Source organism: Pseudonocardia sp. Ae505_Ps2 (assembly GCF_001932425.1).
In the GTDB taxonomy this organism is placed as follows: domain Bacteria; phylum Actinomycetota; class Actinomycetes; order Mycobacteriales; family Pseudonocardiaceae; genus Pseudonocardia.
This window is the reverse complement of record NZ_MCIP01000001.1, coordinates 2,008,905-2,033,749: the sequence shown is the minus strand read 5'-3', so window position 1 is coordinate 2,033,749 and position 24,845 is coordinate 2,008,905. Positions and strand designations below refer to the sequence as shown.

Here is a 24,845-nt window from a genome sequence, read left to right as displayed (position 1 = left end):
CGCGGCCCTGGCAGGATGCCGCCCCGATGAGCGTCGAGAACACCTCCGCGGGAATGGACCCGACCGCCGTCGACCTCGTGCGGGCCGACGGCACCGCCGGTGCGCTGTGGCAGGCCTGGACCACCGGCGAACGGATCGCCGCGCTGCCGGAGCTGCTGCGCCCGCGCAGCCTCGCCGAGGGCTTCAGCGCGCAGCGCAGGCTGTCGGAGCGGGCCGGGCCGTCCTACGGCTGGAAGCTCGCGGCGACCGCGCCCGCCGGGCAGACCCACATCGGTGTGGACGCCCCGCTGCCGGGGGCGCTGTTCGAGCGGTTCCGGCACTCCCCCGGCGACGTGGTGCCCTCCGACGACCTGCACATGGCCGTCGCCGAGGCGGAGTTCGCGTTCGTCATGGGCGCGGCGGTCGGCGCCGACGCGACCCGCGAGGAGCTCCGGGCCGCGGTCGCCGCCGTGCACGGCGCGGTGGAGCTGCCCGAGTCGCGGTTCACCGACTTCGTCGCGGCCGGGGCGCCGTCGATGCTGGCCGACGCCGCCTGCGCCGGGCGGTTCGTGCTGGGCCCGGAGCTGCCCGGTGCCCTCGACCTGGACCTCGCGTCGACCCCGACCACCCTCCGGGTCGACGACGCCACGGCGACCGGCTCCGGCGCGGCCGTCCTCGGCGACCCGTGGGCGGCACTGGCCTGGCTCGCCGACGTCCTGCCCGGCTACGGGCTCCGGCTGGAGGCGGGCACGGTCGTCACCACGGGGACGACGACCACCCCCGTGCCCGTGCACCGCGGCGCGCGGGTCCGTGCGAGCTTCGGCGACGACCTCGGCTCGGTGGAGTTCAGCCTCGCCTCGTGACCGGCCGGGCGTCAGCGCACGACGTTCAACGCCCCCGCCGCGCAGCGGATGCGGATCGCGGTCCCGGCCGCGACCTCGTCGACCTCGCCGTCGATCTGCACCGGCATCGGCCCGCACGCGGTGAACCGGAAGTCCGATGTGGACGGCTGCCGACCGAGTCCGGAGAACGCAGCCCGGGCAGCCACCCACAGCTGCTTCCACTTCGGACGGTGCTCCAGCAGCACGACCTCGAACCGGCCGTCGTCGGGACGGCTGGTGGCCGACAGCTCGGCGACCTTGGCCATCTCGCCGATGTTGGCGAAGACCAGGTTGTCGATCCGGCGCCGGTCGCCGCGGGAGAACTCCACCTCGAACGGGGTGAACGCCCAGAACGCCCGCACCGTGGTGATGACCTCCCGGATGCTGCCCTTGCCGCCCTTCTCGATCTGCAGCGCGACGACCGGGGTCAGCCCGAACCCGATGTAGGAGTGCGCGTAGCGCGGCGGGTCCTCGTCGCGGTGCATCTCGAGCAGGTCCATCGGCTCGGGGCGGCCGTCGAGGATCGCCTCGGCCAGCGGACGACGTGCGGTGACGCGGTCGTGGTCGTTCGCGTTCCCGGCGGCCAGCACGGCGGCCGCGGCGGCGGTGCCCGGTACGTCCATGATCCCGTTGACGACCTCGTTGTAGCCGCCGTCGCCGGACGCCGAGACGATGAGCGGGCGCCCACCGGCGGACGCGGCGTCCCTGGCGATGACCCGGGCGTGCCCGGCGTACTCGGTGGGTACGAGCCGCACGCTGAGCTCGGGCCGGGCGGCGTGGAGCTCGTCGCGCAGCTGTTCGGCGAGCACATCGGCATCCCCGGTACTGCCCGGGTTGAAGACCACCAGCACGGAGTCGATCGGCTCAGCCACGCGCACACCGTAGACGCCTGCGGCCCCGCCACCGTTGCGGCACGGTGGGAGTCATGGATCTGCAACTGAACGGGCGTCGGGCGATCGTGACGGGCGGGAGCCGCGGCATCGGGTTGGCGACGGCCAGGGCACTCGCCGCCGAGGGTGCCCGGGTCGCGTTGTTCGCGCGTGACGCCGGGGCCCTGGAGTCCGCCGCGGCCGCGCTGCGCGCCGAGGGGGCACCGGAGGTGCTCGCCGTCGCGGTCGACACCACCGACGACGACGCGGTCCGCCACGGCGTCGCCGTGGTCGCGGACCGGCTCGGTGGGGTGGACGTGCTGGTGAACGCCGCCGCGCGACCGGCGAGCGCGGGCCCGCCGACCGACCTGGCCTCCATCACCGACGACGCGGTGCGGGTCGAGCTGGAGACGAAGGTGCTCGGCTACCTGCGGTGTGCGCGGGCCGTCGCGCCGCTGATGCGCGCGCAGGGGTGGGGCCGGATCGTGAACGTCAGCGGCCTGAACGCGCGGAAGTCGTCGTCGCTGGTGGGGTCGGTGCGCAACGTCGCGGTGGCCTCGATGACGGCGGCACTCGCCCAGGAGCTGGGTCCGCACGGCATCAACGTGACGGTCGTGCACCCCGGTGCCACCGAGACCGAGCGGACGCCCGCCGCCCTCGCCGCGCGGGCGGAGTCGGCGGAGATCACCGAGGCGCAGGCGCGCGCGGAGCTCGACGCGACGACGACGATCGGCCGCATCACGACCGCCGCGGAGGTCGCCGACGTCATCACCTTCCTCTGCTCGCCCCGTTCGGTCGCCGTCACCGGGGACGCCGTCGCCGCGGGTGGAGGGACACCGGGGGTCGTGCACTACTGAGGCCCGGCGGGCGGACCGCCGCCGCCCGCCCGCAGCGCCGGATCGGCCCGGAGTGCCCTCCCGGATGGCACGATGGTCGGATGGAGGGGACCCGCGTGGACCGGTGGCTGTGGTCGGTGCGCCTGGCCAAGACCCGCGCCGACGCCGCGACGGCCTGCCGCGGCGGGCACGTGCGGATCAACGACCGGCCCGCGAAGCCGGCGGCGACGGTGCAGGTCGGCGACCGGGTACGGGTGCGGGTGTACGACCGGAACCGGATCGTCGAGGTCACCCGGGTGATCGAGAAGCGGGTCGGCGCGCCGATCGCGCAGGAGTGCTACATCGACCACACCCCGCCGGAGCCGACCGCCGCGGGGCAGCCGCTGTTCGCCCACCGCGACCGCGGGGCGGGGCGTCCGACGAAACGCGACCGCCGGATGCTCGATCAGCTGGGGCTGTCCCGCCGCACCTCCTAGGCCGGTGTGAGGATGGGGGCATGTACGACGCCCTCATGCGCCACGTGCTCCGGCACCTCCCGTCCGAGCCCGCGCACCGGATGGGGTTCGGTGTGGTCCGCGCACTCGGGACCGCGCCCGTCGTGGGTGAGCGGGTCGCGGAGCGGCTCGCTCCGTCGGACCCCGTGCTGCGCACCCGGGCGCTGGGTCTGGAGTTCGCCGGCCCACTCGGTCTGGCCGCCGGTTTCGACAAGGACGCCGAGGGTGTTCTCGCGCTCGGCAGGCTCGGGTTCGGAGCGGTAGAGATCGGGACGGTGACCGGGCGGGCGCAGCCCGGGAACCCACGGCCCCGCCTGTTCCGGCTGGTCGACGACGCCGCCCTGGTCAACCGGATGGGCTTCAACAACTCCGGTGCCGGGACCGTCGGGCCGCGCCTCGCCGCGCTGCGCACCCGCCCCCGGCCGGGGATGCCGGTGCTGGGGGTCAACATCGGCAAGAGCAAGGCGGTGCCCGCCGAGGACGCGGCGTCGGACTACCGCGCGAGCGCCGCGGCGCTGGGCGCCTACGCCGACTACGTCGTGGTCAACGTCAGCTCACCGAACACCCCCGGTCTGCGGGACCTGCAGCAGGTCGACGTGCTGGAGCCGCTGCTCGTCGCGGTGCGCGAGGAGCTGGACCGGGTCTCCGGCGGTCGTCGTGTCCCGCTGCTCGTGAAGATCACCGTGGACCTGGCTCCGGAGGACCTCGACGCCGTGGCCGACCTGGCCCGGCGCCTGCGCCTCGACGGGGTCGTCGCCACGAACACGACCGTGTCACGCGACGGCCTGCGCACCGCTCCCGACGTCGTCGCCGCGGCCGGTGCCGGCGGCTTGTCCGGACGCCCGTTGACCGAGCGTGCCCGGTCGGTCGTCCGCCAGCTGCGCACTCGGCTCGACGACGGCCAGGTCGTCATCTCCGCCGGTGGGATCGCCGACGCGGAGGAGGCCTACCGACGGATCCGCTCCGGTGCGGCGCTGGTCCAGGCCTACACCGGGTTCATCTACGGCGGTCTGCTCTGGCCCGCGCGGGTCCACCGGGAGCTCGCGGCGCTGCTGCGCGCCGACGGTTTCTCGTGTGTCGACGACGCTGTGGGTGCCGATCTCTGAGGGCTTTGGTGGCTGGTGTTGCCGCCGGGGGTGGCTGGTGTTGCTGCCGGCGGTTGTTCTCGGCCGACTGGGTGCCTCACAAGCGAGACTCCGCCTGTGTGTGCCTTATTGGCCCTGGCGTGCTCTCTCGCCGGTGGTGGAGAGTCGCGGGCTAGCCGGTGGTGCAGGGTCACGGCTTATCGACGGTGCGAAGTCGCGGCGGAGCAGCGTCATCGGCGGAGCAGCGTCATCGGTGGACCGGGGGTCGCCGTGGCCCCGGCCCCGGGCCGAGTCCCCGCCCACTCTCACCCCGCATCGCCCTGCCTTACCGCGCCTCATCCATCGCCGCGGGTGCGTTCGACCTCGCACACCGTCCTACGACCTCGCAGACCCTGCAGCAGATGCGAGGTCACAGAAACCTGTGCCCCGTGCCCCGCCCGGCTCACAGCCGGCGCAGAACAGAACAGAACGGGACAGAACGGGACGGGACGGGACGGGACGGGACGGGACGGGACCGACTCCACAACCGAAAGCGGGCCCAGAGCACAGGCACACAACGCCCCGCACCCCGCCGGGCGCACTGTGGGCAGCGCTGTCGTGCCCTGGCAGCCTACGGAGAGCCGACCGGAACAGAACCCAGAAAACAGGAAACGCCCCGGACAATGAAGTCCGGGGCGTTTCCTGATCATGTTGAATGTCGGCGGCGACCTACTCTCCCACACCCTGGCGAGTGCAGTACCATCGGCGCTGGAAGGCTTAGCTACCGGGTTCGGAATGGGACCGGGCGTTCCCCTACCGCAATGACCACCGACAACACTATTCAACAAACCCCCACACAAACATGGGGGGACCTACGAACACACAACCCGCACAGGGTTGTGGGCTCAGGGTCACACAGTGGATGCGAACAACTCGTTGTGGCAAGCCCTCGGCCTATTAGTACCGGTCAACTCCACCCCTCACAGGGCTTCCATCTCCGGCCTATCAACCCAGTCATCTCCTGGGAGCCTTACCCACTCAAAGGTGGTGGGAGACCTCATCTTGGAACAGGCTTCCCGCTTAGATGCCTTCAGCGGTTATCCCTCCCGAACATAGCCAACCAGCCGTGCCCCTGGCGGGACAACTGGCACACCAGAGGTTCGTCCGTCCCGGTCCTCTCGTACTAGGGACAGCCTTCCTCAAGTCTCCAACGCGCGCGGCGGATAGGGACCGAACTGTCTCACGACGTTCTAAACCCAGCTCGCGTACCGCTTTAATGGGCGAACAGCCCAACCCTTGGGACCTACTCCAGCCCCAGGATGCGACGAGCCGACATCGAGGTGCCAAACCATGCCGTCGATATGGACTCTTGGGCAAGATCAGCCTGTTATCCCCGGGGTACCTTTTATCCGTTGAGCGACACCCCTTCCACAAGGTGGTGCCGGATCACTAGTCCCGACTTTCGTCCCTGCTCGACCCGTCAGTCTCACAGTCAAGCTCCCTTGTGCACTTACACTCAACACCTGATTGCCAACCAGGCTGAGGGAACCTTTGGGCGCCTCCGTTACTCTTTGGGAGGCAACCGCCCCAGTTAAACTACCCACCAGGCACTGTCCCTGAACCAGATCATGGCCCGAGGTTAAGACACCCAATTCGACCAGAGTGGTATTTCAACAACGACTCCACCACCACTGGCGTGATAGCTTCACAGTCTCCCACCTATCCTACACAAGCCGAACCGAGCACCAATACCAAGCTATAGTAAAGGTCCCGGGGTCTTTCCGTCCTGCCGCGCGTAACGAGCATCTTTACTCGTAGTGCAATTTCGCCGAGTCTGTGGTCGAGACAGCGCCCAAGTCGTTACGCCATTCGTGCAGGTCGGAACTTACCCGACAAGGAATTTCGCTACCTTAGGATGGTTATAGTTACCACCGCCGTTTACTGGCGCTTAAATTCTCCGCTTCGCCCCACAAGGGGACTAACAGGTCCTCTTAACGTTCCAGCACCGGGCAGGCGTCAGTCCGTATACATCGTCTTGCGACTTCGCACGGACCTGTGTTTTTAGTAAACAGTCGCTTGGGCCTGGTCTCTGCGACCGGCCATCCCTAGCCCGCACGGGGCATCAAGACAACCGGCCCTCCTTCTCCCGAAGTTACGGAGGTATTTTGCCGAATTCCTTAACCACAGTTCGCTCGATCGCCTCGGTATTCTCTACCTGACCACCTGTGTCGGTTTGGGGTACGGGCCGCAACAGCACTCGCTAGAGGCTTTTCTCGACAGCATGGGATCACCCTCTTCGCCTCAATCGGCTACGCATCACCTCTCACCCTTCACGACCCCCCGGATTTACCTAGGAGATCAGGCTACAGGCTTACACCACGACAACCACCGCGTGGCGGAGCTACCCTCCTGCGTCACCCCATCACTTGCCTACTACCAGATCGGATCCCACGCTCCCCCACAAACAACACTCCCGAAGGAGCGAAGGTGGGTTCGGATGGTTAGCATCACCAGCCTCGGCATGGACGCACTATCACGAGCACGGGAATATCAACCCGTTGTCCATCGACTACGCCTGACGGCCTCGCCTTAGGTCCCGGCTCACCCTGGGCGGAACAACCTGGCCCAGGAACCCTTGGTCATCCGGCGGCAGAGATTCTCACTCTGCATTCGCTACTCATGCCTGCATTCTCACTCCCACACCCTCCACCCGTAAATCACTCCCGGGCTTCACCAGACGCAGGACGCTCCCCTACCCAACAACACCACAAAGATGTCATTGCCACGGCTTCGGCGGTGCGCTTGAGCCCCGCTACATTGTCGGCGCAGGACCACTTGACCAGTGAGCTATTACGCACTCTTTCAAGGGTGGCTGCTTCTAAGCCAACCTCCTGGTTGTCCGGGCGATCCCACATCCTTTCCCACTTAGCGCACGCTTAGGGGCCTTAGCCGGTGATCTGGGCTGTTTCCCTCTCGACCACGAAGCTTATCCCCCGCAGTCTCACTGCCGCGCTCTCACTCACCGGCATTCGGAGTTTGGCTGACTTCGGTAAGCTTGTCGGCCCCCTAGGCCATCCAGTGCTCTACCTCCGGCGAGAAACACACGACGCTGCACCTAAATGCATTTCGGGGAGAACCAGCTATCACGAAGTTTGATTGGCCTTTCACCCCTACCCACAGCTCATCCCCCAGGTTTTCAACCCTGGTGGGTTCGGGCCTCCACGACGTCTTACCGACGCTTCACCCTGGCCATGGGTAGATCACTCCGCTTCGGGTCTACACCCCGCGACTCAACCGCCCTATTCGGACTCGCTTTCGCTACGGCTACCCCACACAGGTTAACCTCGCCACGAAGCATAACTCGCAGGCTCATTCTTCAAAAGGCACGCCATCACCCCGCAAGGCTCTGACGGCTTGTAAGCACACGGTTTCAGGTACTATTTCACTCCCCTCCCGGGGTACTTTTCACCTTTCCCTCACGGTACTTGTCCGCTATCGGTCACCAGGTAGTATTTAGGCTTGACGGGTGGTCCCGCCAGATTCACAGCGAATTTCACGGGCTCGCTGCTACTCGAGAACAATGCCCACAACAGAACCAAACATTTTCGCGTACGGGGCTATCACCCACTACGGCCGACCATCCCAGAATCGTTCCGCTAACACCGGTTCATGCTGTCCCACCCTCGGCAGAAGATGAACGACACGCCTCACAACCCCGCACCCGCAACGCCTGCCGGCTTGACACGGACACGGTTTAGCCTCATCCGCTTTCGCTCGCCACTACTCACGGAATCACTATTGTTTTCTCTTCCTGTGGGTACTGAGATGTTTCACTTCCCCACGTTCCCTCCACGCACCCTATGAATTCAGGTACGGGTAACGCCCCATGACGGGCGCTGGGTTTCCCCATTCGGACACCCTCGGATCACAGCTCGGTTGACAGCTCCCCGAGGCCTATCGCGGCCTCCCACGTCCTTCATCGGCTCCTGATGCCCAGGCATCCACCATGTGCTCTTAACAACTTGACCACAACAAGATGCTCGCATCCACTATGCAACACTCAACCCACAACCACACCCAACCAAGAACAACCACCACCCACCACAAGCAGGCGTTAGGAAGCCCCCGACCAGAGCGGCCAAAGAAAACAACCCGTTCACCAGGTGTCTCCTCAGGACCCAACAGTGTGCCAAGCCAAACCGGTCCAACGAACTGCGTTCCACCCAACGCACCCAACCCACAGACGGAGCTGATGATGCGATTCAATGAAGGAACCACAGAAACCCACAGAGCAAAACCCTGCAGAGCCATGTGATGCCCCATCACATGATGGGACTCCTTAGAAAGGAGGTGATCCAGCCGCACCTTCCGGTACGGCTACCTTGTTACGACTTCGTCCCAATCGCCAGTCCCACCTTCGACAGCTCCCTCCACAAGGGTTGGGCCGCCGGCTTCGGGTGTTACCAACTTTCGTGACGTGACGGGCGGTGTGTACAAGGCCCGGGAACGTATTCACCGCAGCGTTGCTGATCTGCGATTACTAGCGACTCCAACTTCACGGGGTCGAGTTGCAGACCCCGATCCGAACTGAGACTCACTTTAAGGGATTCGCTCCACCTCACGGTCTCGCAGCCCTCTGTATGAGCCATTGTAGCATGTGTGAAGCCCTGGACATAAGGGGCATGATGACTTGACGTCATCCCCACCTTCCTCCGAGTTGACCCCGGCAGTCTCCCATGAGTCCCCACCATAACGTGCTGGCAACATGGAACAAGGGTTGCGCTCGTTGCGGGACTTAACCCAACATCTCACGACACGAGCTGACGACAGCCATGCACCACCTGCACACCAACCACAAGGGAAGCCCTATCTCTAGGGATGTCTGGTGCATGTCAAACCCAGGTAAGGTTCTTCGCGTTGCATCGAATTAATCCACATGCTCCGCCGCTTGTGCGGGCCCCCGTCAATTCCTTTGAGTTTTAGCCTTGCGGCCGTACTCCCCAGGCGGGGCGCTTAATGCGTTAGCTGCGGCACAGAAACCGTGGAATGGTCCCCACACCTAGCGCCCAACGTTTACGGCGTGGACTACCAGGGTATCTAATCCTGTTCGCTCCCCACGCTTTCGCTCCTCAGCGTCAGTATCGGCCCAGAGACCCGCCTTCGCCACCGGTGTTCCTCCTGATATCTGCGCATTTCACCGCTACACCAGGAATTCCAGTCTCCCCTGCCGAACTCAAGTGATGCCCGTATCGACCGCACGCTCAGAGTTAAGCCCCAAGTTTTCACGGCCGACGCGACACACCGCCTACGAGCTCTTTACGCCCAATAATTCCGGACAACGCTCGCACCCTACGTGTTACCGCGGCTGCTGGCACGTAGTTGGCCGGTGCTTCTTCTCCAGGTACCGTCAATCACTCTTCGTCCCTGGCGAAAGAGGTTTACAACCCGAAGGCCGTCATCCCCCACGCGGCGTCGCTGCGTCAGGCTTCCGCCCATTGCGCAATATTCCCCACTGCTGCCTCCCGTAGGAGTCTGGGCCGTGTCTCAGTCCCAGTGTGGCCGGTCGCCCTCTCAGGCCGGCTACCCGTCACCGCCTTGGTGGGCCATCACCCCACCAACAAGCTGATAGGCCGCGGGCCCATCCCCCACCGAAAAAACTTTCCACCACCAACCATGCAGCCAGTGGTCCTATCCGGTATTAGACCCAGTTTCCCAGGCTTATCCCAGAGTGGAGGGCAGGTCACCCACGTGTTACTCACCCGTTCGCCGCTCGTGTACCCCCGAAAGGGCCTTACCGCTCGACTTGCATGTGTTAAGCACGCCGCCAGCGTTCGTCCTGAGCCAGGATCAAACTCTCCAACAAAACCCTGACAAACAAACACTGGCCACAACACCCGACGGGATCGAATGCTGCAACCAAACAAACAATCTGGCACAAAACGCCAAACCGATTCAATATAGCTCGACACACTGTTGAGTTCTCAAAAGACACCCGCACCGCAATCACCCAACCCCCACACAAGGAAGCGGGATCCTGAAGACGGATCGCCTCGACCTACCAAGACAACCACACCGAGAAACTCGGCGAACCACCAGGGGGTCAGCTTGTCCGCGGGGCCTGTTGACCGAACCACTCAGGGCCCGTTCTGTCCGACTCACTCGCTGACAGGAAGAAAGTTACGGCACGGTGTCCGGGGCCGTCAAGCCGGGGGGGTCCACGGGGCGAACATCAGGCGTCGTCGCAGGTCATCGCGGGACACGAGGGCGAACTCCGAGTTACCGACACCCACTCACCTGGCGATACCGACGATCACCGATCTGTGTGACGCCGACCACGGTCTCTTCGCGATGGGTTGTCGACGTGGTCTTCTCGGTGGTCGGGCCACCATCCGTTCAGGTCGTGAATCGGCCCGTGACCTGCGCAGTCAGGTCACCGTCGCAGTGTGCTGACACGTTCTTGTCCGGCGTCGCCGAGCCCGGTCGGCCGTCGACCGGGCGGCCCGACCCCGCACCTGCCCATAGGCCCCCTCGCGGGCGACGAGAGCGGGTTCCGGTCCTGCCCACCGCCGGCGATCGTCATCCACCTCGAGGCGGAACCGTCCGCTGCGGTCCCGTGGGCAACCGTCGGCCGACGTCCTGCGGAACGGGTCGATGAGGCCTCCGACGGGCGGTGGCCCGGGGGCGACCCCGGCGGCTGCGGGCCGGGCTCCTGAGCCCGACCGTCGCGGGCCTGTTCCGTGTCCCGGGAGCTCGCAGTGGACGGCACCGGTCTCTCGGTTCGGCGCGATCGATGCGCGGTGGCTCGCACGGCCCATGGATTTGTCGTCACGACGACAGGGGGACGACCCGTCTGACCTGCGAGGACGACCGATGGTGGTCTCCGGCGCGGCGTCTTCACCGCATCAGGGGGGTATCCGTGCCCGTTCCGGCGCGTTGGTCCGTCGAGTGCTCCTCGTCGGATCCTGCAGCGCGTCGGGGGCGAATGCGCGACGCGATCCGACGAGGAGCACTCCCTTTCCTTTCCCGTGCGGGTGACACCGGTCGGCGCCACCGCGCGCCCGGGGTCACGGAGCGGCAGGTGCCGCGGGAACAGCGGGCGCTCCGGGTGCCGAGGGAACAGCGGGCGCGCCCGGAGCAGCGGGTGCCGCGGGGGCAGGGGCGCGGCCCTGACCCGGGGCCGTGGCACCCGGTGCTGCCGGGACGGGCGGCACCGGAGCACCGGCCTGCGGCGCGGGCGGTGCTCCGCCGTCACGACCCGGTCCACCGGCCGGACCGCAGGCACCGGGACCGCCGGGACCGCCCGGGCCGGCACCGTCGGGCCCGCGGCCCGGACCGCCGCCCTCCCCACGGGGACCACCGGGGCCACCCTGCCCACCAGGGCCACCAGGGCCACCAGGGCCACCAGGGCCACCAGGGCCACGGTCGTCGGCGGCGATGGCCGTCCGGTCGGGGCGGTCGCCCGGACCGGCGAACGCGGTCCCGACGATCAGCCCGCTCGCGGTGGCCCCGACGACCAGGCCGATCACGCCGGCCGCGACCACGGGCAGCGCGGAACGGCGTCGCAGGGCGGCGAACCGGCGTCGTCGCGGAGGGGCACCCGCGTCGGAGGCGGCGGCCACCGGCTCCTCCCCGTGCGCGTCGTCGCCGACGTGCGGGGTCGGGGTCCGGGTGGTGGGGGTCTCGTCGGCGGGGACCGGGGGCTGCCGGTCGGTGGGGCGGTCGTCGTCGCCGGGGGTGCGGTTCTCGTCGTTCATGGTTCTCCTCGGAACGTGCCGGGCCCGGATCAGGGCAGCGGCGGGTGCGGACCGCCGGACGACGGACCGCTGGGAGTCGGGTGGGATCAGCCGGCGGGAGGCCGCGCGGCGTCGACGACGTCGCGGGCGGCGGACGTCGTCGCGGGCAGCAGCTCGGACACCGAGTCGACGACCCGGCTGCCGCCCTGGGACTGCACGACCGTCGTCACCGGGGCGAGTGCCTCGGCGCTCACGACCGCGGGGACCACCCACGAGACCAGCCAGATCACCAGGAGGGCGGTCACGGCGCCGGTGACGGCGCCGACGACGCGGTCCAGGAAGGACAGCTTGCCGCGGGCGAGCACCCGGCTGACCAGTCCGCCGAGGAACCCGCCGACCAGCGAGCCCAGCAGCAGGCCTGCTATCACCCCGGCCAGGCCCCACAGCCAGGCCGAGTCGGGGGTGTCCCCGTAGCGGGCCAGGTTCGAGCCCCAGGCGGCGCCGAGGCCGGCGCCGACCACGAGGCCGAGCAGGCGCCCGGCGCGGGCCACGCCGCCGATCGCGGCGGCCAGCACGATGATCAGGACGATCACGTCGAGCAGGGTCATCTCTTCCTCTCCGTGCCGCGGGCCGGGTGGCCCGTCGTCTCGGTGTCCGGCTCGACAGTGCCCGCGGCACCTGAGACGGACCTGAATCCGGCGGGTCCTTCAGCTCCCCCTCAGCCTCACGGCGCACCCTTGTCCGGTGAGCACACGCCAGGACGACGACAGCCGTGGCCCCACGACCCGGGTCCTGGTGCTCGAGGACTCCGACGCCATCCGCGAGTCCGTCGTGGACGCGCTGGCCGACGCCGGGCACGTGGCCGAGGGCGTCGTCGACGGCGTCGCGTTCGAGGAGCGGCTCGCCGCGTTCCGGCCGGACCTCGTCGTCCTGGACGTGATGCTCCCCGGCGGGCGCGACGGATTCGAGCTGATCGACGTCGTGCGCGGGCACGGCGACGCCGGGATCGTCATGCTCACCGCGCGCGACGCGCTGGCCGACCGGCTCCGCGGGCTCGACGCCGGCGCCGACGACTACGTCCTCAAGCCGTTCGCGCTCGACGAACTCATCGCCCGGGTCGCGGCGGTGCTGCGTCGCCGGGGCAGGCTGCCGTCCGCGGTACAGGTGGGCGACCTCGTCCTCGACCCGGACGCCGCCGTCGCCGCCCGCGGGGGGACGGTGCTGGAGCTGTCCGCGACCGAGCTGCGGCTGCTCACCTACCTCGCCGAGCAGCGCGGACGCACCGTGTCCAAGGCGCAGATCCTGCGGTCGGTCTGGGGCTACGACGCCTACGACCCCAACCTCGTCGAGGTCCACGTGTCGGCGCTGCGTCGCAAGCTGGAGGCCCACGGTCCCCGGCTGCTGCACACCGTGCGGGGCCTCGGCTACTCGCTGCGCGGACCGGCATGAGCTCCGCCGCCGCGCCGGCCCGCCCCACAGCACGGGCCCGCACCGCGACGCCGTCGCTGCGCCGCCGGGTCACCGCCGCGGTGCTCGGGGTGGTGGCGGTGCTGCTGGTCCTGGTGGTGGTGCTCGTCGACGTGCTGCTCGGGGCCCGTCTGGAGTCCGATCTGGACTCCGAACTGCGGGACCGGGTGGTGCAGGCCCAGCAGCTGATCGCCGCGGGCGCCACCCCGGAGGAGCTGGTCACCAGCCTCTCCGGGCAGCAGATCCGGATCAAGGTGACCACCGCCGACGGGAAGGTCACGGGCGACCCCGGCCTGAGCCCACCCGGCACCCCGCCGCCCGGCGGTCGCCGGGACCGCGGCCCCGATGGGGACCGCACCGGGGGCGACGACACAGGGGGCGACACCACCGACCACGCCGGGGACGAGCACACCGACGACCCCGCCGTCGTGCCGGCCGCCCCGGTCCCGGGCGGGCGCCCACCCGTCCCGCCGGACATCGGCAGCCGCACCGTGACCCTCGACGCCACCGACGGGGCGGAGGTCGAGCTCGTCGCCGACGCCGCCGACGTCACCCAGGTCCGCAACGGCCTGCGCGCGGTGCTGGCCGGGTCGGTGCTGCTGACCCTGCTCGTCGCCCTCGGGGCGGTGTCGTTCGTCGTGCGGACCGCGCTGCGTCCCCTGGACCGGATGACCGCGCTCGCCGGGCGGATCACCGCCGGCGAACGCGACGCACGCCTGCGGCCCGACCGCCCGCACACCGACCTCGGCACCGCGGCCGCGGCGATGGACGGCATGCTCGACGCCCTCACCGACGCCGAGCGGCGCTCCCGGGAGGAGGCCGAGCGGACCCGGGTGTTCCTCGCCGACGCCGCGCACGAGCTGCGGACGCCGCTGTCCGGGATCACCGCCGTCGCCGAGACGCTGGAGCGGTCCGGGCTCGACGCCGACCCCGCGCGGCGGGCCCGACGCCTGGAGCTGCTGCTCGGCGAGACGCGCCGGGCCGGGCGGTTGGTCACCGACATGCTCGACCTCGCCCGCATCGACGGCGGCACCGCGGTGGCGCCCCGGGAGGTCGACGTCGCCGGGATCGCCCGCGCCGAGACCGAACGGGCCGCGGTGCTCGCGCCCGGCCTGACCGTCGACGGCCGCAGGGAGCCCGCCACGGTGCGCGCCGACCCGCAGGCGGTGTCGCGCATCCTCGCCAACCTGCTCGACAACGCCCGCAGGCACACCCCCGCCGGCGGACGGATCGACGTCGTCACCCGGGCCGACCCGGCGGCCGGGACCGTCTCGGTCTCGGTGCGCAACACCGGCACCCCGATCGCCGACGGCGACCGCGAGCGCGTCTTCGACCGGCTCGTCCGGCTGCAGGACGCCCGCGACCGGGACAGCGGGGGCGCCGGGCTCGGCCTGGCGATCGCCCGCGGCCTCGCCCGCGCGCACGGCGGCGACCTCACCTGCCCGCCCGACGACGACGGCGCCACCTTCGTCCTCACCCTGCCCGTGACGGGCCCGGACGAGGGCGGCGGACTACCGTCGTGACGTCACGCAAGCGCCAGCCCGACGACACCCGCTCCAGGAGGCCGCGGTGACCGAGGAACCGCGGATCCCCCGGGGTCTGGTCACCGCGTCGAGCCTGGCCTGGCGCGGTCTGCTCGTCGCGACCGCCGTCGCCGTCGTGCTGTGGCTGATCGCGCAGCTCGCGGTGCTCGTCGTACCGGTGGTGCTCGCGCTGATCCTGACCGCGCTGCTCGCGCCGGTGGCCCGGGTCGTGAACCGGGTGCCGCTGGTGCCCCGCGGCGTCGCGACGGGCGTCGTCGTCGCGGGCGGGCTGGCGGTGGCGGTCGGGGTGCTGTGGTGGGCGGTCGCGGCGTTCCTCGACGGGCTGCCGAGCCTGTCGGCGAGCATCGGGGAGACCGTCGTCGCACTGCGGGACCGGCTGGCCGGCCCGCCGTTCCGGCTCGACGACACCCAGCTCGCGGCCGTCTTCCAATCGGTGCTCGACACGCTGCAACGCAACCAGGCCGCGCTGGCGAACAACGTGATCGGCGCCCTGGGCACCGCGGGCGAGCTGGCCGCCGAGACCCTGCTCATGCTGTTCGTGCTGATCTTCCTGATCCACGACGGAGCGCGGATCTGGCGGTTCGTCCTCGGTGCGGTGCCGCAGCACGTGCGCCGCCGGGCCGACGTCGCGGGCCGGCGGGCGTTCGCGTCGCTGGTCGGTTACACCCGGGCGACGGTCGTCGTCGCCGCGGTCGACGCGGTGACCGCCGCGGTCGGCCTGTGGCTGATCGGGGTCCCGCTGGTCGTCCCGCTGGCGACGCTGATCTTCTTCGGCGCGTTCGTCCCGACCGTCGGCGCGGTCGTGACCGGGATCGTGGCGGTGCTGGTCGCGCTCGCCTCCGGCGGTTGGGTGGACGCGCTGCTCGTGATCGGTCTGCTCCTGATCGTGCAGAACGTCGAGGGCTACATCCTGCAGCCGTTGCTGCTGGGCCGGTCGGTGCGGCTGCACCCGCTCGCGGTGGTGCTGCCGATCAGCGCCGGTCTGATCGTCGGCGGGGTCCCCGGAGCGCTGCTCGCGGTGCCGCTGGTGACCCTCGCCGACGCCGGGGTCCGCTCACTGCGCCGGCCCGGCGACGGGACGCTGCGCGACGCGGGCACCGTCGACCCGTTGGACCCGCGGTCGGCGCGGCCGCTGCGCGGCGAGGGCCCCGGACCGGCCGCGCTCCCCGGCCCGGTCTGATCTGCGCCCCTGCCGATTCGCCCCTCCCGGGACTCGGGTGCCGGTGCGGGCTGCGCGCCACGGAGGGGCGCAGGGGGGATAAGGGGTACGGTGGGGCCGTTCCGCGTCCCGGGTCTCCCCGGGCGCCGACAAGCGGCCCGCACCGGGCCAGGAGTTGATGTGACCGAACTGGAGCCGACGACCGGCGACGCGACCGTACTTCCGGACGCGCCGGCCGTGGTCGATCGGCGCTGGACCAACGCCCCCTGTGCCGCACTCACCGTCGGGACCGACGGGACCGTGCTGCAGGCCAACGACGCCGCACGCCCGCTGCTGCCCCGGGTCCGCGTCGGGGACCCGGTGTCCCGGGTCGCCCCGTAGCTGGCGACCGCGGGCGGCGGCGACCAGAGCGTCCCCCGGGCGTTCTCCGACGTCGTCGACGGCCGCGCGCTGGAGGCACAGCCCGTCCGGCACGAGGACGGCTCGGTCACCTGGTGGCTGTTCGACGTCACCGACGTCCGGTCGATCCGCGACGAGCTGCACCTGGAGCAGGCCCGCGCCGCGTTCCTGTCCGAGGCCTCGGCCGCGCTGCTGGGCTCGCTGAACCTCCGTCGCTGCATGGAGGTCACCGCCCAGCTCGCCGTGACCCGGCTGGCCGACGGGGCGCTCGTGATGACCCCGGGCACCCGCGGGCAGTTCGAGGTCGTCGACGCCGTCGGCGGCGGCCCGCTGCGGCACCGGATGCTGCACGTCGACCCGGACGAGGTCCCCGGCCTGGCCGAGGCACTGCAGGGCTACCCGCCGGTGCCCTCGCGCTGGATCGACCCCGCCGTCGCTCCCGCCTGGGTGACACCGGAGGGGTTCGGCGACGTCGGCTCGATCGTCGTCACCCCGCTGCCGGGGCACGGCATCCCGGCCGGCGCCATCGTGCTCCTGCGCCGCGCCGACACCGGGCCGTTCAGCGAGGGCGAGGAGGCGACCGCCCGCGAGTTCGCCGCCCGGTCGGGACTCGCGATGTCCGCGGCCCGCATGTTCGCCCAGCAGGCCTCGATCACCGAGGTCCTCATGCGCGAGCTGCTGCCGCCGTCGCTGCAGCACGTCTGCGGCGTCGAGTACGCCGGCGGCTACCGGCCGGCGCAGGACTCCGAGCGGGTCGGCGGGGACTTCTACGACGTGCACTCCGGCGTGGACGGGGCCGAGGAGACCCTCGCCGTGCTGGGGGACGTGTGCGGCAAGGGCCTGGAGGCCGCCGTGCTCACCGGCAAGATCCGCAGCGCGGTGCACGCGCTGCTGCCGATGGCCGACGACCACCTGCGGCTGCTGCGCCTGCTCAACAACGCGCTGCTGTCCGACGACCACGCCCGTTTCGTGACGCTGGTGCTGGCGTCGGTGTCGCGCGCCGGGGCGGACGTCCGGCTGCGCCTGACCTGCGCGGGCCACCCGCCGCCGATGATCATCCGCGCCGACGGCCGCGTCGAGGACGCGGCGACGCTCGGCACGCTGATCGGGGCGCTGCCCGAGGTCCACGCGTCGACGTGGGAGACCCGGCTCGCGCCCGGCGAGACCTGTCTGCTGTACACCGACGGCATCACCGAGGCCCAGGGCGGCCCGCTGGGCCGCGAGCAGTTCGGCGAGGAGCGCCTGCGTCGCGCGGCGGCCGAGTGCGCCGGGATGCCGGCCGAGGCCGTCGTCGAGCGGGTGCAGATGCTCGCCACCGAGTGGGTGGGGCGCAACGCCCACGACGACATGGCCCTCCTCGCGGTCACCGCGCCGCGCGGCCGGCACCTCACCGCGGTGGGTGGTTCGAGCCGGGGCAGGTACACCGCATGACGGCCGGGCGCTACACCGACCTGCTGTGGGACGCGGTGCTGCGCAGCGACGAGTACACCGCGGTCGACGTCGTCGTGGACGCGCTGCGCGACGGCCTGGAGGCCGAGACGGTGCTGCTCGAGGTGATCGGCGCGGTACAGCGGCGGGTGGGGCGCGAGTGGGCGGCCAACCGCATCTCCGTGGCCCAGGAGCACGCCGCGACCGCGATCAACGAGCGTGTGATCAGCACCCTGGCGCTGTCCAGCGGGCGTCGCCGCGGCGACCTGGGCCGGATCACCGTCGCCTGCGTCGACGGCGAGTGGCACGCGCTGCCCGCCCGGCTGCTGGCCGAGGTGCTGCGGCTGCGCGGGTTCAGTGTCGACTACCTGGGTGCGCAGGTCCCCGCGGCGCACCTGGTCACCCACCTGCACCGCACCGGCCCGGACGCGGTGGCGCTGTCGTCGTCGATCGCGACCCGGCTGCCGACCGCGCACGCCACCATCACGGCCTGCCAGGCCGCAGGCGTCCCGGTGATCGTCGGTGGCGGGGCGTTCGGGCCGGACGGCCGCTACGCCCGGCTGCTCGGCGCCGACGCCTGGGCCCCGGACGCACGGGCCGCCGCACGGACCCTCGCCGACGGGCTGCCCGCCCCGGCGCACCCGCACGCCCAGCCGCTCGACGACCTGCCGCACCTGTCCGACCAGGAGTACACGCTGGTCACCCGTGGTGCGCCGCGGCTGGTCGCCGCGGTGCTGGACCGCCTGCCCGAGCGTGTCCCGGCGATGGCCGACTACGACGACGACCAGCGCCGGCACACCGCCGAGGACGTCCGGCACGTGGTCGACTTCCTCGCCGTCGCCCTCTACACCGGCGACGCCGAACTGTTCGAGCAGTTCCTCGGCTGGACCGCCGAGGTGCTCGAGGCCCGGTCGGTCCCGGTGGCCGTCCTGCGCCCGGTCCTGGACCTGCTCGGCGACGAGCTGCGCGACTTCACCCGGGCGGCGGCGCTGCTGCGGCACGCGGCCGCGTCCGCGGCGCTCACCCGCGGCCCGGGCTCCCCCGTCCCGACCGTCGCCGTCACCGAGGGCTCCGGCACCGACACAGACCCCGACGCCGTGACCCTGCACCGAACCGGAAGGCCCGCATGAGCGCCCCGCGAGAGCTGTCCCTCACCTGGACCAGCCCCGCGCCCGACGTCGTGACGGTCGCGCCGGACGGTGACCTCGACTACGCCACCTCCGACGCCCTGGCCGACGCCGTCGCCGCCCTGCTGGACGAGCGGCCCGGTATCCGCGAACTGCGGATCGACTGCGCCGGGATCGAGTACTGCGACTCCTACGGCCTGTCGTCGCTGCTGATGGTCCGCAGGCGGACCCACGCCGCGGGGGTCGCGCTGCACCTGGACAACCGCTCCGGTGCGCTGGAGCGGCTGCTGCGCGTCACCAGCACCCTGGAGCACCTCACCGGCGCCGGCGGGTCGGCGCGGGAGCAGAAGCTCGACACCTGAGCCGCCTCGGCCGGCGTGGCGACGGCGGACATGAAATCCCGCCGACCGGGTACCCGCCTGTCATGACGACGCCGGAGAAGGACCAGCACGACGAGAACCCGGTCCCGACCGAGCAGAGCGACACCCCGGTCGACGAGACCCCCGACGGCGACGGCGTCCATCTCGCCGCCCAGCCCGTCGAGGACGACGACCCCCGCACTGCGGCGTCCTGAGCAACGCACCCGTTACGGAAGGACTGCACAGACCATGGCCACGATCCGTTACACCGTCCCCGGCCTCGAGCGCGGCGACGCCGAGCAGGTCGTCGACATCCTGCAGCACCGCCTGCACGCCCTGAACGACCTCCAGCTCACGCTCAAGCACGTGCACTGGAACGTGATCGGCCCGAACTTCATCGCGGTGCACGAGATGCTCGACCCGCAGGTGGACGCGGTCCGCGGGTTCGTCGACGACGTCGCCGAGCGCATCGCGACCCTCGGCGGCTCGCCGAACGGCACCCCCGGCGCTCTGGTCAGGGACCGCACCTGGGACGACTACTCGATCGGCCGCGACCAGGCGATCGCCCACCTCGGCGCGCTCGACGTCGTCTACACCGGGGTCATCTCCGACCACCGCACCCAGATCGAGAAGGTCGGCGCGCTCGACCCGGTGACCGAGGACATGCTCATCGCCCAGGCGGGCGAGCTGGAGCAGTACCAGTGGTTCGTCCGGGCGCACCTGGAGAACGCCGACGGTTCGCTGAACACGCAGGGCAGCAACGGTGAGGCGGGCGCGGCCGACGCCGCGCGCTGACCTTCCCGCCGCTCGATCCCGAGGCCCGGTCCCGCCGTCGTGCGGGGCCGGGCCTCCGTCGTGCTCAGCCCGAGCCGGCCCCCTCGACGGCGCCCACCCACAGGGCCATCGCCAGCGGCGGGCCCCACTCGTGCTCGACCTCGGCCGGTGCGGGACAGGTCTGTTCGCGGTCACGGCGCAGCCGCACCACGAACGGCCCTTCGAAGGGCTTGCGGGTCAGCAGGTCGACCCGGTCGCCGAGGCGCACGTCGTGCGCGTCGAGGAAGCGGAGCACCTCGGGGTCGGTGTCGTCGACGCGGACCAGGGTGCCGCCCTCGCCGTAGCGCAGGTCCGGCAGCCGGCGGGCGTGGACCACCGGCATCGTGCCGTCGCTCGCCGGGATGGGATCGCCGTGCGGGTCGAACCGGGGATGCCCGAGCCGGCTGTCGATCCGGTCGAGCAACCGGTCGGAGACCGCGTGCTCGAGCGCCTCCGCCTCCTCGTGGACCTCGTCCCACGCCAGGTCCAGCTCGGTGACCAGGAACATCTCCAGCAGCCGGTGCCTGCGCACCACGGCCAGCGCGGAGGCCCGCCCGGCCGGGGTGAGGGTGATCCCGGCGTAGCGGGCGTGGTCGACCAGCCCGGCGTCGACGAGCTTGCGCACCATCCCCGACGCCGACGGCGACGAGACCTGCAGCCGCTCGGCCAGCGCGGAGACCCCGACCGACCCCTCCCACCGCTCCGAGAGCAGGAAGATGGTCTTCAGGTAGTTCTCCACGGACTCCGAGAGGCGCTCGGCGCTCATGCCACCACGGTATCCCGGCGCGGGGGACTCAGGCGGTTCCGGCCGCGCAGAGCCGGGCCAGCAGACCGGCGTCGACCGGCGAGCCGAGCGCCCCGCCGAGGGTCAGCCCGTTGACCGCGGCGGCCAGCAGGGCGCGCCGGTCGGCGTCGTCGGGGAGGAGCCGGGCGGCGGCCGCGTCGAGCGCGGCGTCCCAGCGGTCCAGCTCTCCGCGCAGGTCCGGGCGCCGCGCGGCCAACAGGAACAGCTCGTACTCGGCGATCGCGGTGACCCGCTCCTGACGGGCGCAGTCCTCGACGAGCGCGACGAGGTCGTCGGGGGTCGTGACCGCGTCGAGCCGGGCGATCCAGCGGTCGTTCACCGCGGTGAGGGTCGCGACCAGCAGCGCGTCGACGCTGGGGTGGTAGTAGAAGACCGCGCTGGGCGGCACCCCCGCCTCCGCCGCGACCGCCCGCTGGCTGACCGCGGCGACCCCACCCGCGCCGACCAGCCGCAGCGTGGCCTCGACCAGCTCGCGACGGCGCCGGTCCCCCCGACGGCGGCGGCCGTCGCCCCCGGGGGTGTCCGGTCCCGCCGGATCAGGCATGCGAGGTCGCACCACCCAGCTCCAGGGCGAGCACCCCGGCGATCACCAGCCCGATCCCGCCGAGCTGGACCCAGGTCAGCGACTCACCGAGGAAGAACACCCCGATCAGGGCGACGAGCGCCACCCCCGCCGCGGCCCAGGTGCCGTAGGCGACCCCGAGCGACATCCCGCGGCCGAGCGCCTGGGACAGCGACCAGAACGCCAGCCCGTAGCCGACCACCGTGATCATCGACGGCACCAGCCTGCTGAAACCCTGCGAGAACCGCAGCGCCACCGTTCCGGTGACCTCGGCGCCGATCGCGAGCGCGAGCCATCCCCACATCGCCGGGCTCCTCCCCATCCGTCCGTTACCGGCCACATTGTAGAGCGATCGCTCAGGTTTTCTGCCACCCGGACGAACGAGCCCGACATGATTGTCATTGGCTTACGGTGGATCATCGTGACCACGCAGAGCAGTCGGACGACCGCGCCCGGTTTCCCCGCACCCCGCCGTCCGCGCGACGACGGCTCCGTCGCCGACGTCGCGTCCCGCCTCGTGGCCCTGCGACGACGACTGGAGCGCACCGACCTGCGGCCCGCCCCGGACACCGACGACGCGTTCGGCGAGCTCGTCGGGCTCTGTTGTTTTCCGCCCGCGGGCTGTACCGAGGGCGTCCTGGCGCGGGTCGCCCCGCACTTGGACGCCCTGCGGACCCTCGCCGCGACCGGCGAGGGCCACATGGAGAGCCACTGGGCGAACCGGATCGCCGCCGCCCCCGACGCCCGGGCCGAGCTGGAACGGTTCCCCTACCTGGGCAACTATCACGACCTCGTCCGGCTGGAGCTCGCCGCGCTGACCGCCGTCGGCCTGCCGGCGCCGCGCCGCGTCGTCGTGCTCGGGTCGGGGCCGCTGCCCCTGACCGGTCTGGTGCTGGCCACCGAGCACGACGCGCAGGTGCTGCACGTCGACCGGGACCGGGCTGCCGCCGCCGCGGGGGACGCGGTCGCCGCCGCCCTCGGGACCGACGGGCGGGTCCGCAGTCTGGTCGCCGACCTCGACGATCCGCGGCTGTCCCCCGCCCTCGCCGACGAGCTGGGCCGGGCCGACCTCGTGCTCGTCGGGGCACTCGTCGGTGCCGACGCCGATGCCAAGGCCGCGATCACCGCCCGGCTGGTCACGGCGACCGGCCCGGACGCGACCCTGCTCGTCCGGTCCGCCGCGGGGCTGCGGACGCTGCTCTACCCCGAGATCGTCCCGGCCGACCTGCCCGCGCTCGACGTGCTCCTCGAGGTGCACCCGCGCACCGACGTCGTCAACTCCGTCCTGGTGGCCCGCGCCGCCACGTGAGGTGCGTCGCTCCCGGGGTTGGGAGCGGGTCCGGCCGGGCAACCGCCGTCCGACAGGGCGCAGCGGCGCGCCGGAGGACGACGGACCGAGGAGGTCGGGTCGATGATGCGCACGACGGGCGGGTTCTCCCGGCCCTTCACCCCGGTACAGCCGGTCGCGGCGGCGTTCGCCGTGGCGTTCCTGCTGGTCGGAGCCCTGGGATTCGTCCCGGGAGTGACCTCGGGCGAACTCGCCGTGCTGCCCGGTGGCGGCACCGCGGTGCTCGCCGGGCTGCTGCCGGTGTCGGTGCTGCAGAACGTTCTGCACCTGGCCACCGGGCTGGCCGGACTGGTCTGCGCGCGCTCCCGTGTCGCGTCGCGGGTGCTGCTCGCGGCCGGCGGCGTCATCGCGCTGCTGAGCGCCGCCGTCGCCCCGGACGTCGTGGGTGCGGCCCTGGTGGTCGTCGCCGTCGCGATGATCGGTTGCGCGACGCTGCTGCGTGGCCGCCCCGTGGTGCGCCCGCCCCGCCGCGGAGCCGCCGCGGCCTGATACCTGGACGGGGCGTGACCCCCGTGGTCCGATGGCGGTGTGTCCGACACACCGTCCGCCGGGACCCCGGTCACCGGACGACACCCCGACCACGGCCACGAGGCCGAGGTCGGCGACCCGGTGTGCTGGCTGGACCGGCTATGCACGGACTGCGGGGCGATGCCCTCCCCCACCGGCGACGGCGGGCCGCCGCAGACCTGCTGGCGCTGCGGCGCCGCCGTCACGCACCCGTCCGGCTTGCGATCGCCTGACGATCGTCTCCGGCCCGGCGCCCGAGTCGACGGGACCGGCCCGGATCCGGTGGAATCGCCGTCATCATGAGCGAACACGGCCGGACCCGGGTGCTGCTGGTCGACGACGACGTCCGGATCGGGCGTGCCCTCGGTCTCGCCCTGGGCGACGAGGGCGTCGACGTCGAGGCGGTGCACACCGGCGAGCAGGCCCTGGTCAGTGCCGCCCGGCCGGACGTCGACGTGGTGCTGCTGGACCTCATGTTGCCCGGCATCGACGGCCTCACGGTCTGCCGGCGGCTGCGGGAGACCGGTGACCTGCCCATCATCATGGTGACCGCGCGCTCGGACTCCGCCGACGTCATCGCCGGGCTGGAGGCGGGCGCCGACGACTACGTGACCAAGCCGCTGGTGGCCGGGGAGCTGGCCGCCCGCATCCGGGCGCTGCTGCGTCGCCGGCGTCCGGCACCGGCGGCACCACGCCGGATCACCGTCGGGGACGTGGAGCTGCGCCCGGACGAGGGCACCGTGCTCCGCGACGGCGTCCCGGTGCACCTGACCCGCACCGAGTTCCGGCTGTTCGCCGAGCTCGCCGCGGCGGGCGGGCGGATCGTGACCCGCGACGAGCTGCTGTCGCGGGTGTGGGGCTACGAGTACCACGGCGACACCCGGCTGCTGGACGTCCACGTGCGACGGCTGCGGCGCAAGGTCGAGCTCGACCCGGACCGGCCCGTCCTCGTGCTGACCGTGCGCGGCGCCGGGTACAAGATCGGCGACGCCGGACCGGACGCCGCGCTGCCGGGCGTCGTCCCGGTGTCGGGCCGCGGCGGGTGAGCGTGCGCGGCAGGATGCGGTCCGTGCTGGACCGACTGCCGCTGGACCGACTGCCGCTGGACCGACTGCCACTGGATCGACTGCCACTGAGGTGTTCTCAGTAGCGGGTTGATCATGTCGTGCGGTCGTACTCGGTGTGGAGTAGTACGAGCGCAGCTGCGGTGATCGCGCCGGTGCGCCAGGGACATAGCGTGACTCGCCGCAACGCGGCGAAGGTGGTCTTGAGCAGGGCGTTTCCGCGTTCGGCCAGAGCACGAAGGGCTGAGTGCAGGGTGTTGACGGTGCGCTGGTTGACCGTCTGCCCGCGGCCGGGGGCGAGTTTGATGGGCACGGTGAGCCGGTCGGCTTCGCCTTCGTAGCCCAGATCGCCCAGCGCGGCGTGGGTGTCGTCGGTGAACGCGGCCAGGCCCTCGAGCAGCCCGGGG

Annotated in this window: 23 protein-coding genes and 3 rRNA genes; 16 read left to right on the top strand and 10 right to left on the bottom strand. The window is 71.2% G+C overall.

From position 1 onward, the window contains the following. Nucleotides 1-26: 26 nt before the first annotated feature. Complete coding sequence (locus tag Ae505Ps2_RS09640) at nucleotides 27-842, top strand: fumarylacetoacetate hydrolase family protein (RefSeq protein WP_233147401.1); 816 nt, start codon at nucleotides 27-29, stop codon at nucleotides 840-842. An 11-nt stretch (nucleotides 843-853) separates the two neighbouring features. Here Ae505Ps2_RS09640 and Ae505Ps2_RS09635 read toward each other — a convergent pair whose 3' ends face one another. Beyond that, entirely contained in the window at nucleotides 854-1,732 is an 879-nt protein-coding gene (locus Ae505Ps2_RS09635; protein ID WP_020625969.1) for a diacylglycerol kinase family protein, read from the bottom strand. 53 nt (nucleotides 1,733-1,785) lie between these two features. Here Ae505Ps2_RS09635 and Ae505Ps2_RS09630 point away from each other — a divergent pair, with 53 nt between their 5' ends. The 3 genes from Ae505Ps2_RS09630 (at nucleotide 1,786) to Ae505Ps2_RS09620 (ending at nucleotide 4,165) form a co-directional block, all read left to right on the top strand. After that, complete coding sequence (locus Ae505Ps2_RS09630) at nucleotides 1,786-2,586, top strand: SDR family NAD(P)-dependent oxidoreductase (protein WP_075308718.1); 801 nt, start codon at nucleotides 1,786-1,788, stop codon at nucleotides 2,584-2,586. A gap of 80 nt (nucleotides 2,587-2,666) precedes the next feature. Then, entirely contained in the window at nucleotides 2,667-3,041 is a 375-nt protein-coding gene (locus Ae505Ps2_RS09625; RefSeq protein WP_020625426.1) for an RNA-binding S4 domain-containing protein, read from the top strand. Between the two features lie 20 nt (nucleotides 3,042-3,061). Next, the gene (locus Ae505Ps2_RS09620) at nucleotides 3,062-4,165 is read left to right on the top strand and encodes a quinone-dependent dihydroorotate dehydrogenase (protein ID WP_020625425.1); all 1,104 of its coding nucleotides are present in this window, start codon (nucleotides 3,062-3,064) and stop codon (nucleotides 4,163-4,165) included. A gap of 674 nt (nucleotides 4,166-4,839) precedes the next feature. Here Ae505Ps2_RS09620 and rrf read toward each other — a convergent pair. The 5 genes from rrf to Ae505Ps2_RS09595 all read right to left on the bottom strand — a co-directional run bounded on the left by rrf (nucleotide 4,840) and on the right by Ae505Ps2_RS09595 (nucleotide 12,464). Beyond that, nucleotides 4,840-4,956: ribosomal RNA gene (gene rrf, locus Ae505Ps2_RS09615) — 5S ribosomal RNA — on the bottom strand. Between the two features lie 104 nt (nucleotides 4,957-5,060). Then, nucleotides 5,061-8,151: ribosomal RNA gene (locus Ae505Ps2_RS09610) — 23S ribosomal RNA — on the bottom strand. Nucleotides 8,152-8,466: 315 nt separating this feature from the next. After that, nucleotides 8,467-9,986, bottom strand: a 16S ribosomal RNA gene (locus tag Ae505Ps2_RS09605). Together the 16S, 23S and 5S rRNA genes form the textbook arrangement of a ribosomal RNA operon. A 1,201-nt stretch (nucleotides 9,987-11,187) precedes the next feature. Next, entirely contained in the window at nucleotides 11,188-11,877 is a 690-nt protein-coding gene (locus Ae505Ps2_RS31885) for a hypothetical protein (RefSeq protein ID WP_075553571.1), read from the bottom strand. An 86-nt stretch (nucleotides 11,878-11,963) separates the two neighbouring features. After that, the gene (locus Ae505Ps2_RS09595; protein WP_075553570.1) at nucleotides 11,964-12,464 is read right to left on the bottom strand and encodes a CvpA family protein; all 501 of its coding nucleotides are present in this window, start codon (nucleotides 12,462-12,464) and stop codon (nucleotides 11,964-11,966) included. A 136-nt stretch (nucleotides 12,465-12,600) separates the two neighbouring features. Here Ae505Ps2_RS09595 and Ae505Ps2_RS09590 point away from each other — a divergent pair, with 136 nt between their 5' ends. The 9 genes from Ae505Ps2_RS09590 (at nucleotide 12,601) to Ae505Ps2_RS09560 (ending at nucleotide 20,134) form a co-directional block, all read left to right on the top strand. Then, nucleotides 12,601-13,305, top strand: coding sequence for a response regulator transcription factor (locus tag Ae505Ps2_RS09590; RefSeq protein ID WP_043276796.1), 705 nt, complete (start codon nucleotides 12,601-12,603; stop codon nucleotides 13,303-13,305). Continuing rightward, entirely contained in the window at nucleotides 13,302-14,846 is a 1,545-nt protein-coding gene (locus tag Ae505Ps2_RS09585) for a HAMP domain-containing histidine kinase (protein ID WP_075553569.1), read from the top strand. Before Ae505Ps2_RS09590 ends, Ae505Ps2_RS09585 begins: the two co-directional genes overlap by 4 nt. A 46-nt stretch (nucleotides 14,847-14,892) precedes the next feature. Further along, a complete protein-coding gene (locus Ae505Ps2_RS09580; protein WP_075308723.1) occupies nucleotides 14,893-16,047 on the top strand; it encodes an AI-2E family transporter in 1,155 nt (384 codons plus the stop codon). 159 nt (nucleotides 16,048-16,206) lie between these two features. Next, nucleotides 16,207-16,407 carry a hypothetical protein gene (locus tag Ae505Ps2_RS34205; RefSeq protein ID WP_337819616.1) on the top strand — a complete coding sequence of 67 codons (201 nt, stop codon included), beginning with the start codon at nucleotides 16,207-16,209 and terminating at the stop codon, nucleotides 16,405-16,407. Between the two features lie 237 nt (nucleotides 16,408-16,644). Further along, a complete protein-coding gene (locus Ae505Ps2_RS09575; protein WP_349289824.1) occupies nucleotides 16,645-17,856 on the top strand; it encodes a SpoIIE family protein phosphatase in 1,212 nt (403 codons plus the stop codon). Then, the gene (locus tag Ae505Ps2_RS09570) at nucleotides 17,853-18,983 is read left to right on the top strand and encodes a cobalamin-dependent protein (protein WP_020621470.1); all 1,131 of its coding nucleotides are present in this window, start codon (nucleotides 17,853-17,855) and stop codon (nucleotides 18,981-18,983) included. The genes Ae505Ps2_RS09575 and Ae505Ps2_RS09570 overlap by 4 nt, the downstream gene beginning before the upstream one ends. Next, nucleotides 18,980-19,342 (top strand): STAS domain-containing protein, encoded by a 363-nt coding sequence (locus Ae505Ps2_RS09565; protein WP_020621471.1) that lies wholly within the window; start codon nucleotides 18,980-18,982, stop codon nucleotides 19,340-19,342. The genes Ae505Ps2_RS09570 and Ae505Ps2_RS09565 overlap by 4 nt, the downstream gene beginning before the upstream one ends. Before the next feature lie 62 nt (nucleotides 19,343-19,404). Continuing rightward, complete coding sequence (locus tag Ae505Ps2_RS31880) at nucleotides 19,405-19,554, top strand: hypothetical protein (RefSeq protein WP_158071438.1); 150 nt, start codon at nucleotides 19,405-19,407, stop codon at nucleotides 19,552-19,554. Nucleotides 19,555-19,588: 34 nt separating this feature from the next. Next, nucleotides 19,589-20,134, top strand: coding sequence for a DNA starvation/stationary phase protection protein (locus tag Ae505Ps2_RS09560; RefSeq protein ID WP_020621473.1), 546 nt, complete (start codon nucleotides 19,589-19,591; stop codon nucleotides 20,132-20,134). Nucleotides 20,135-20,198: 64 nt separating this feature from the next. Here Ae505Ps2_RS09560 and Ae505Ps2_RS09555 read toward each other — a convergent pair whose 3' ends face one another. Genes Ae505Ps2_RS09555 through Ae505Ps2_RS09545 form a run of 3 tightly spaced genes read right to left on the bottom strand, consistent with a single transcriptional unit; the run spans nucleotide 20,199 to nucleotide 21,823 of the window. Further along, on the bottom strand, nucleotides 20,199-20,918 hold the full coding sequence (locus Ae505Ps2_RS09555) for a metal-dependent transcriptional regulator (RefSeq protein ID WP_075553568.1): 720 nt from the start codon (nucleotides 20,916-20,918) through the stop codon (nucleotides 20,199-20,201). Nucleotides 20,919-20,946: 28 nt separating this feature from the next. Further along, the gene (locus tag Ae505Ps2_RS09550; RefSeq protein ID WP_075308730.1) at nucleotides 20,947-21,501 is read right to left on the bottom strand and encodes a TetR family transcriptional regulator; all 555 of its coding nucleotides are present in this window, start codon (nucleotides 21,499-21,501) and stop codon (nucleotides 20,947-20,949) included. Further along, complete coding sequence (locus tag Ae505Ps2_RS09545; RefSeq protein ID WP_020621476.1) at nucleotides 21,494-21,823, bottom strand: SMR family transporter; 330 nt, start codon at nucleotides 21,821-21,823, stop codon at nucleotides 21,494-21,496. The genes Ae505Ps2_RS09550 and Ae505Ps2_RS09545 overlap by 8 nt, the downstream gene beginning before the upstream one ends. Before the next feature lie 117 nt (nucleotides 21,824-21,940). On the opposite strand from Ae505Ps2_RS09545, the gene Ae505Ps2_RS09540 reads away from it, so the two are divergent. The 3 genes from Ae505Ps2_RS09540 to Ae505Ps2_RS09530 all read left to right on the top strand — a co-directional run bounded on the left by Ae505Ps2_RS09540 (nucleotide 21,941) and on the right by Ae505Ps2_RS09530 (nucleotide 24,420). After that, nucleotides 21,941-22,828: a nicotianamine synthase family protein gene (locus Ae505Ps2_RS09540; RefSeq protein WP_198932116.1), complete on the top strand. Its 888-nt coding sequence runs from the start codon at nucleotides 21,941-21,943 to the stop codon at nucleotides 22,826-22,828. Nucleotides 22,829-22,930: 102 nt separating this feature from the next. Next, a complete protein-coding gene (locus Ae505Ps2_RS09535) occupies nucleotides 22,931-23,356 on the top strand; it encodes a DUF4383 domain-containing protein (protein WP_075308732.1) in 426 nt (141 codons plus the stop codon). Between the two features lie 317 nt (nucleotides 23,357-23,673). Then, nucleotides 23,674-24,420 carry a response regulator transcription factor gene (locus Ae505Ps2_RS09530; protein WP_075308734.1) on the top strand — a complete coding sequence of 249 codons (747 nt, stop codon included), beginning with the start codon at nucleotides 23,674-23,676 and terminating at the stop codon, nucleotides 24,418-24,420. 112 nt (nucleotides 24,421-24,532) lie between these two features. Here Ae505Ps2_RS09530 and Ae505Ps2_RS33275 read toward each other — a convergent pair. Further along, nucleotides 24,533-24,845: transposase family protein (locus Ae505Ps2_RS33275; protein ID WP_249265245.1), on the bottom strand; the 313-nt coding region annotated here is incomplete at its 5' end.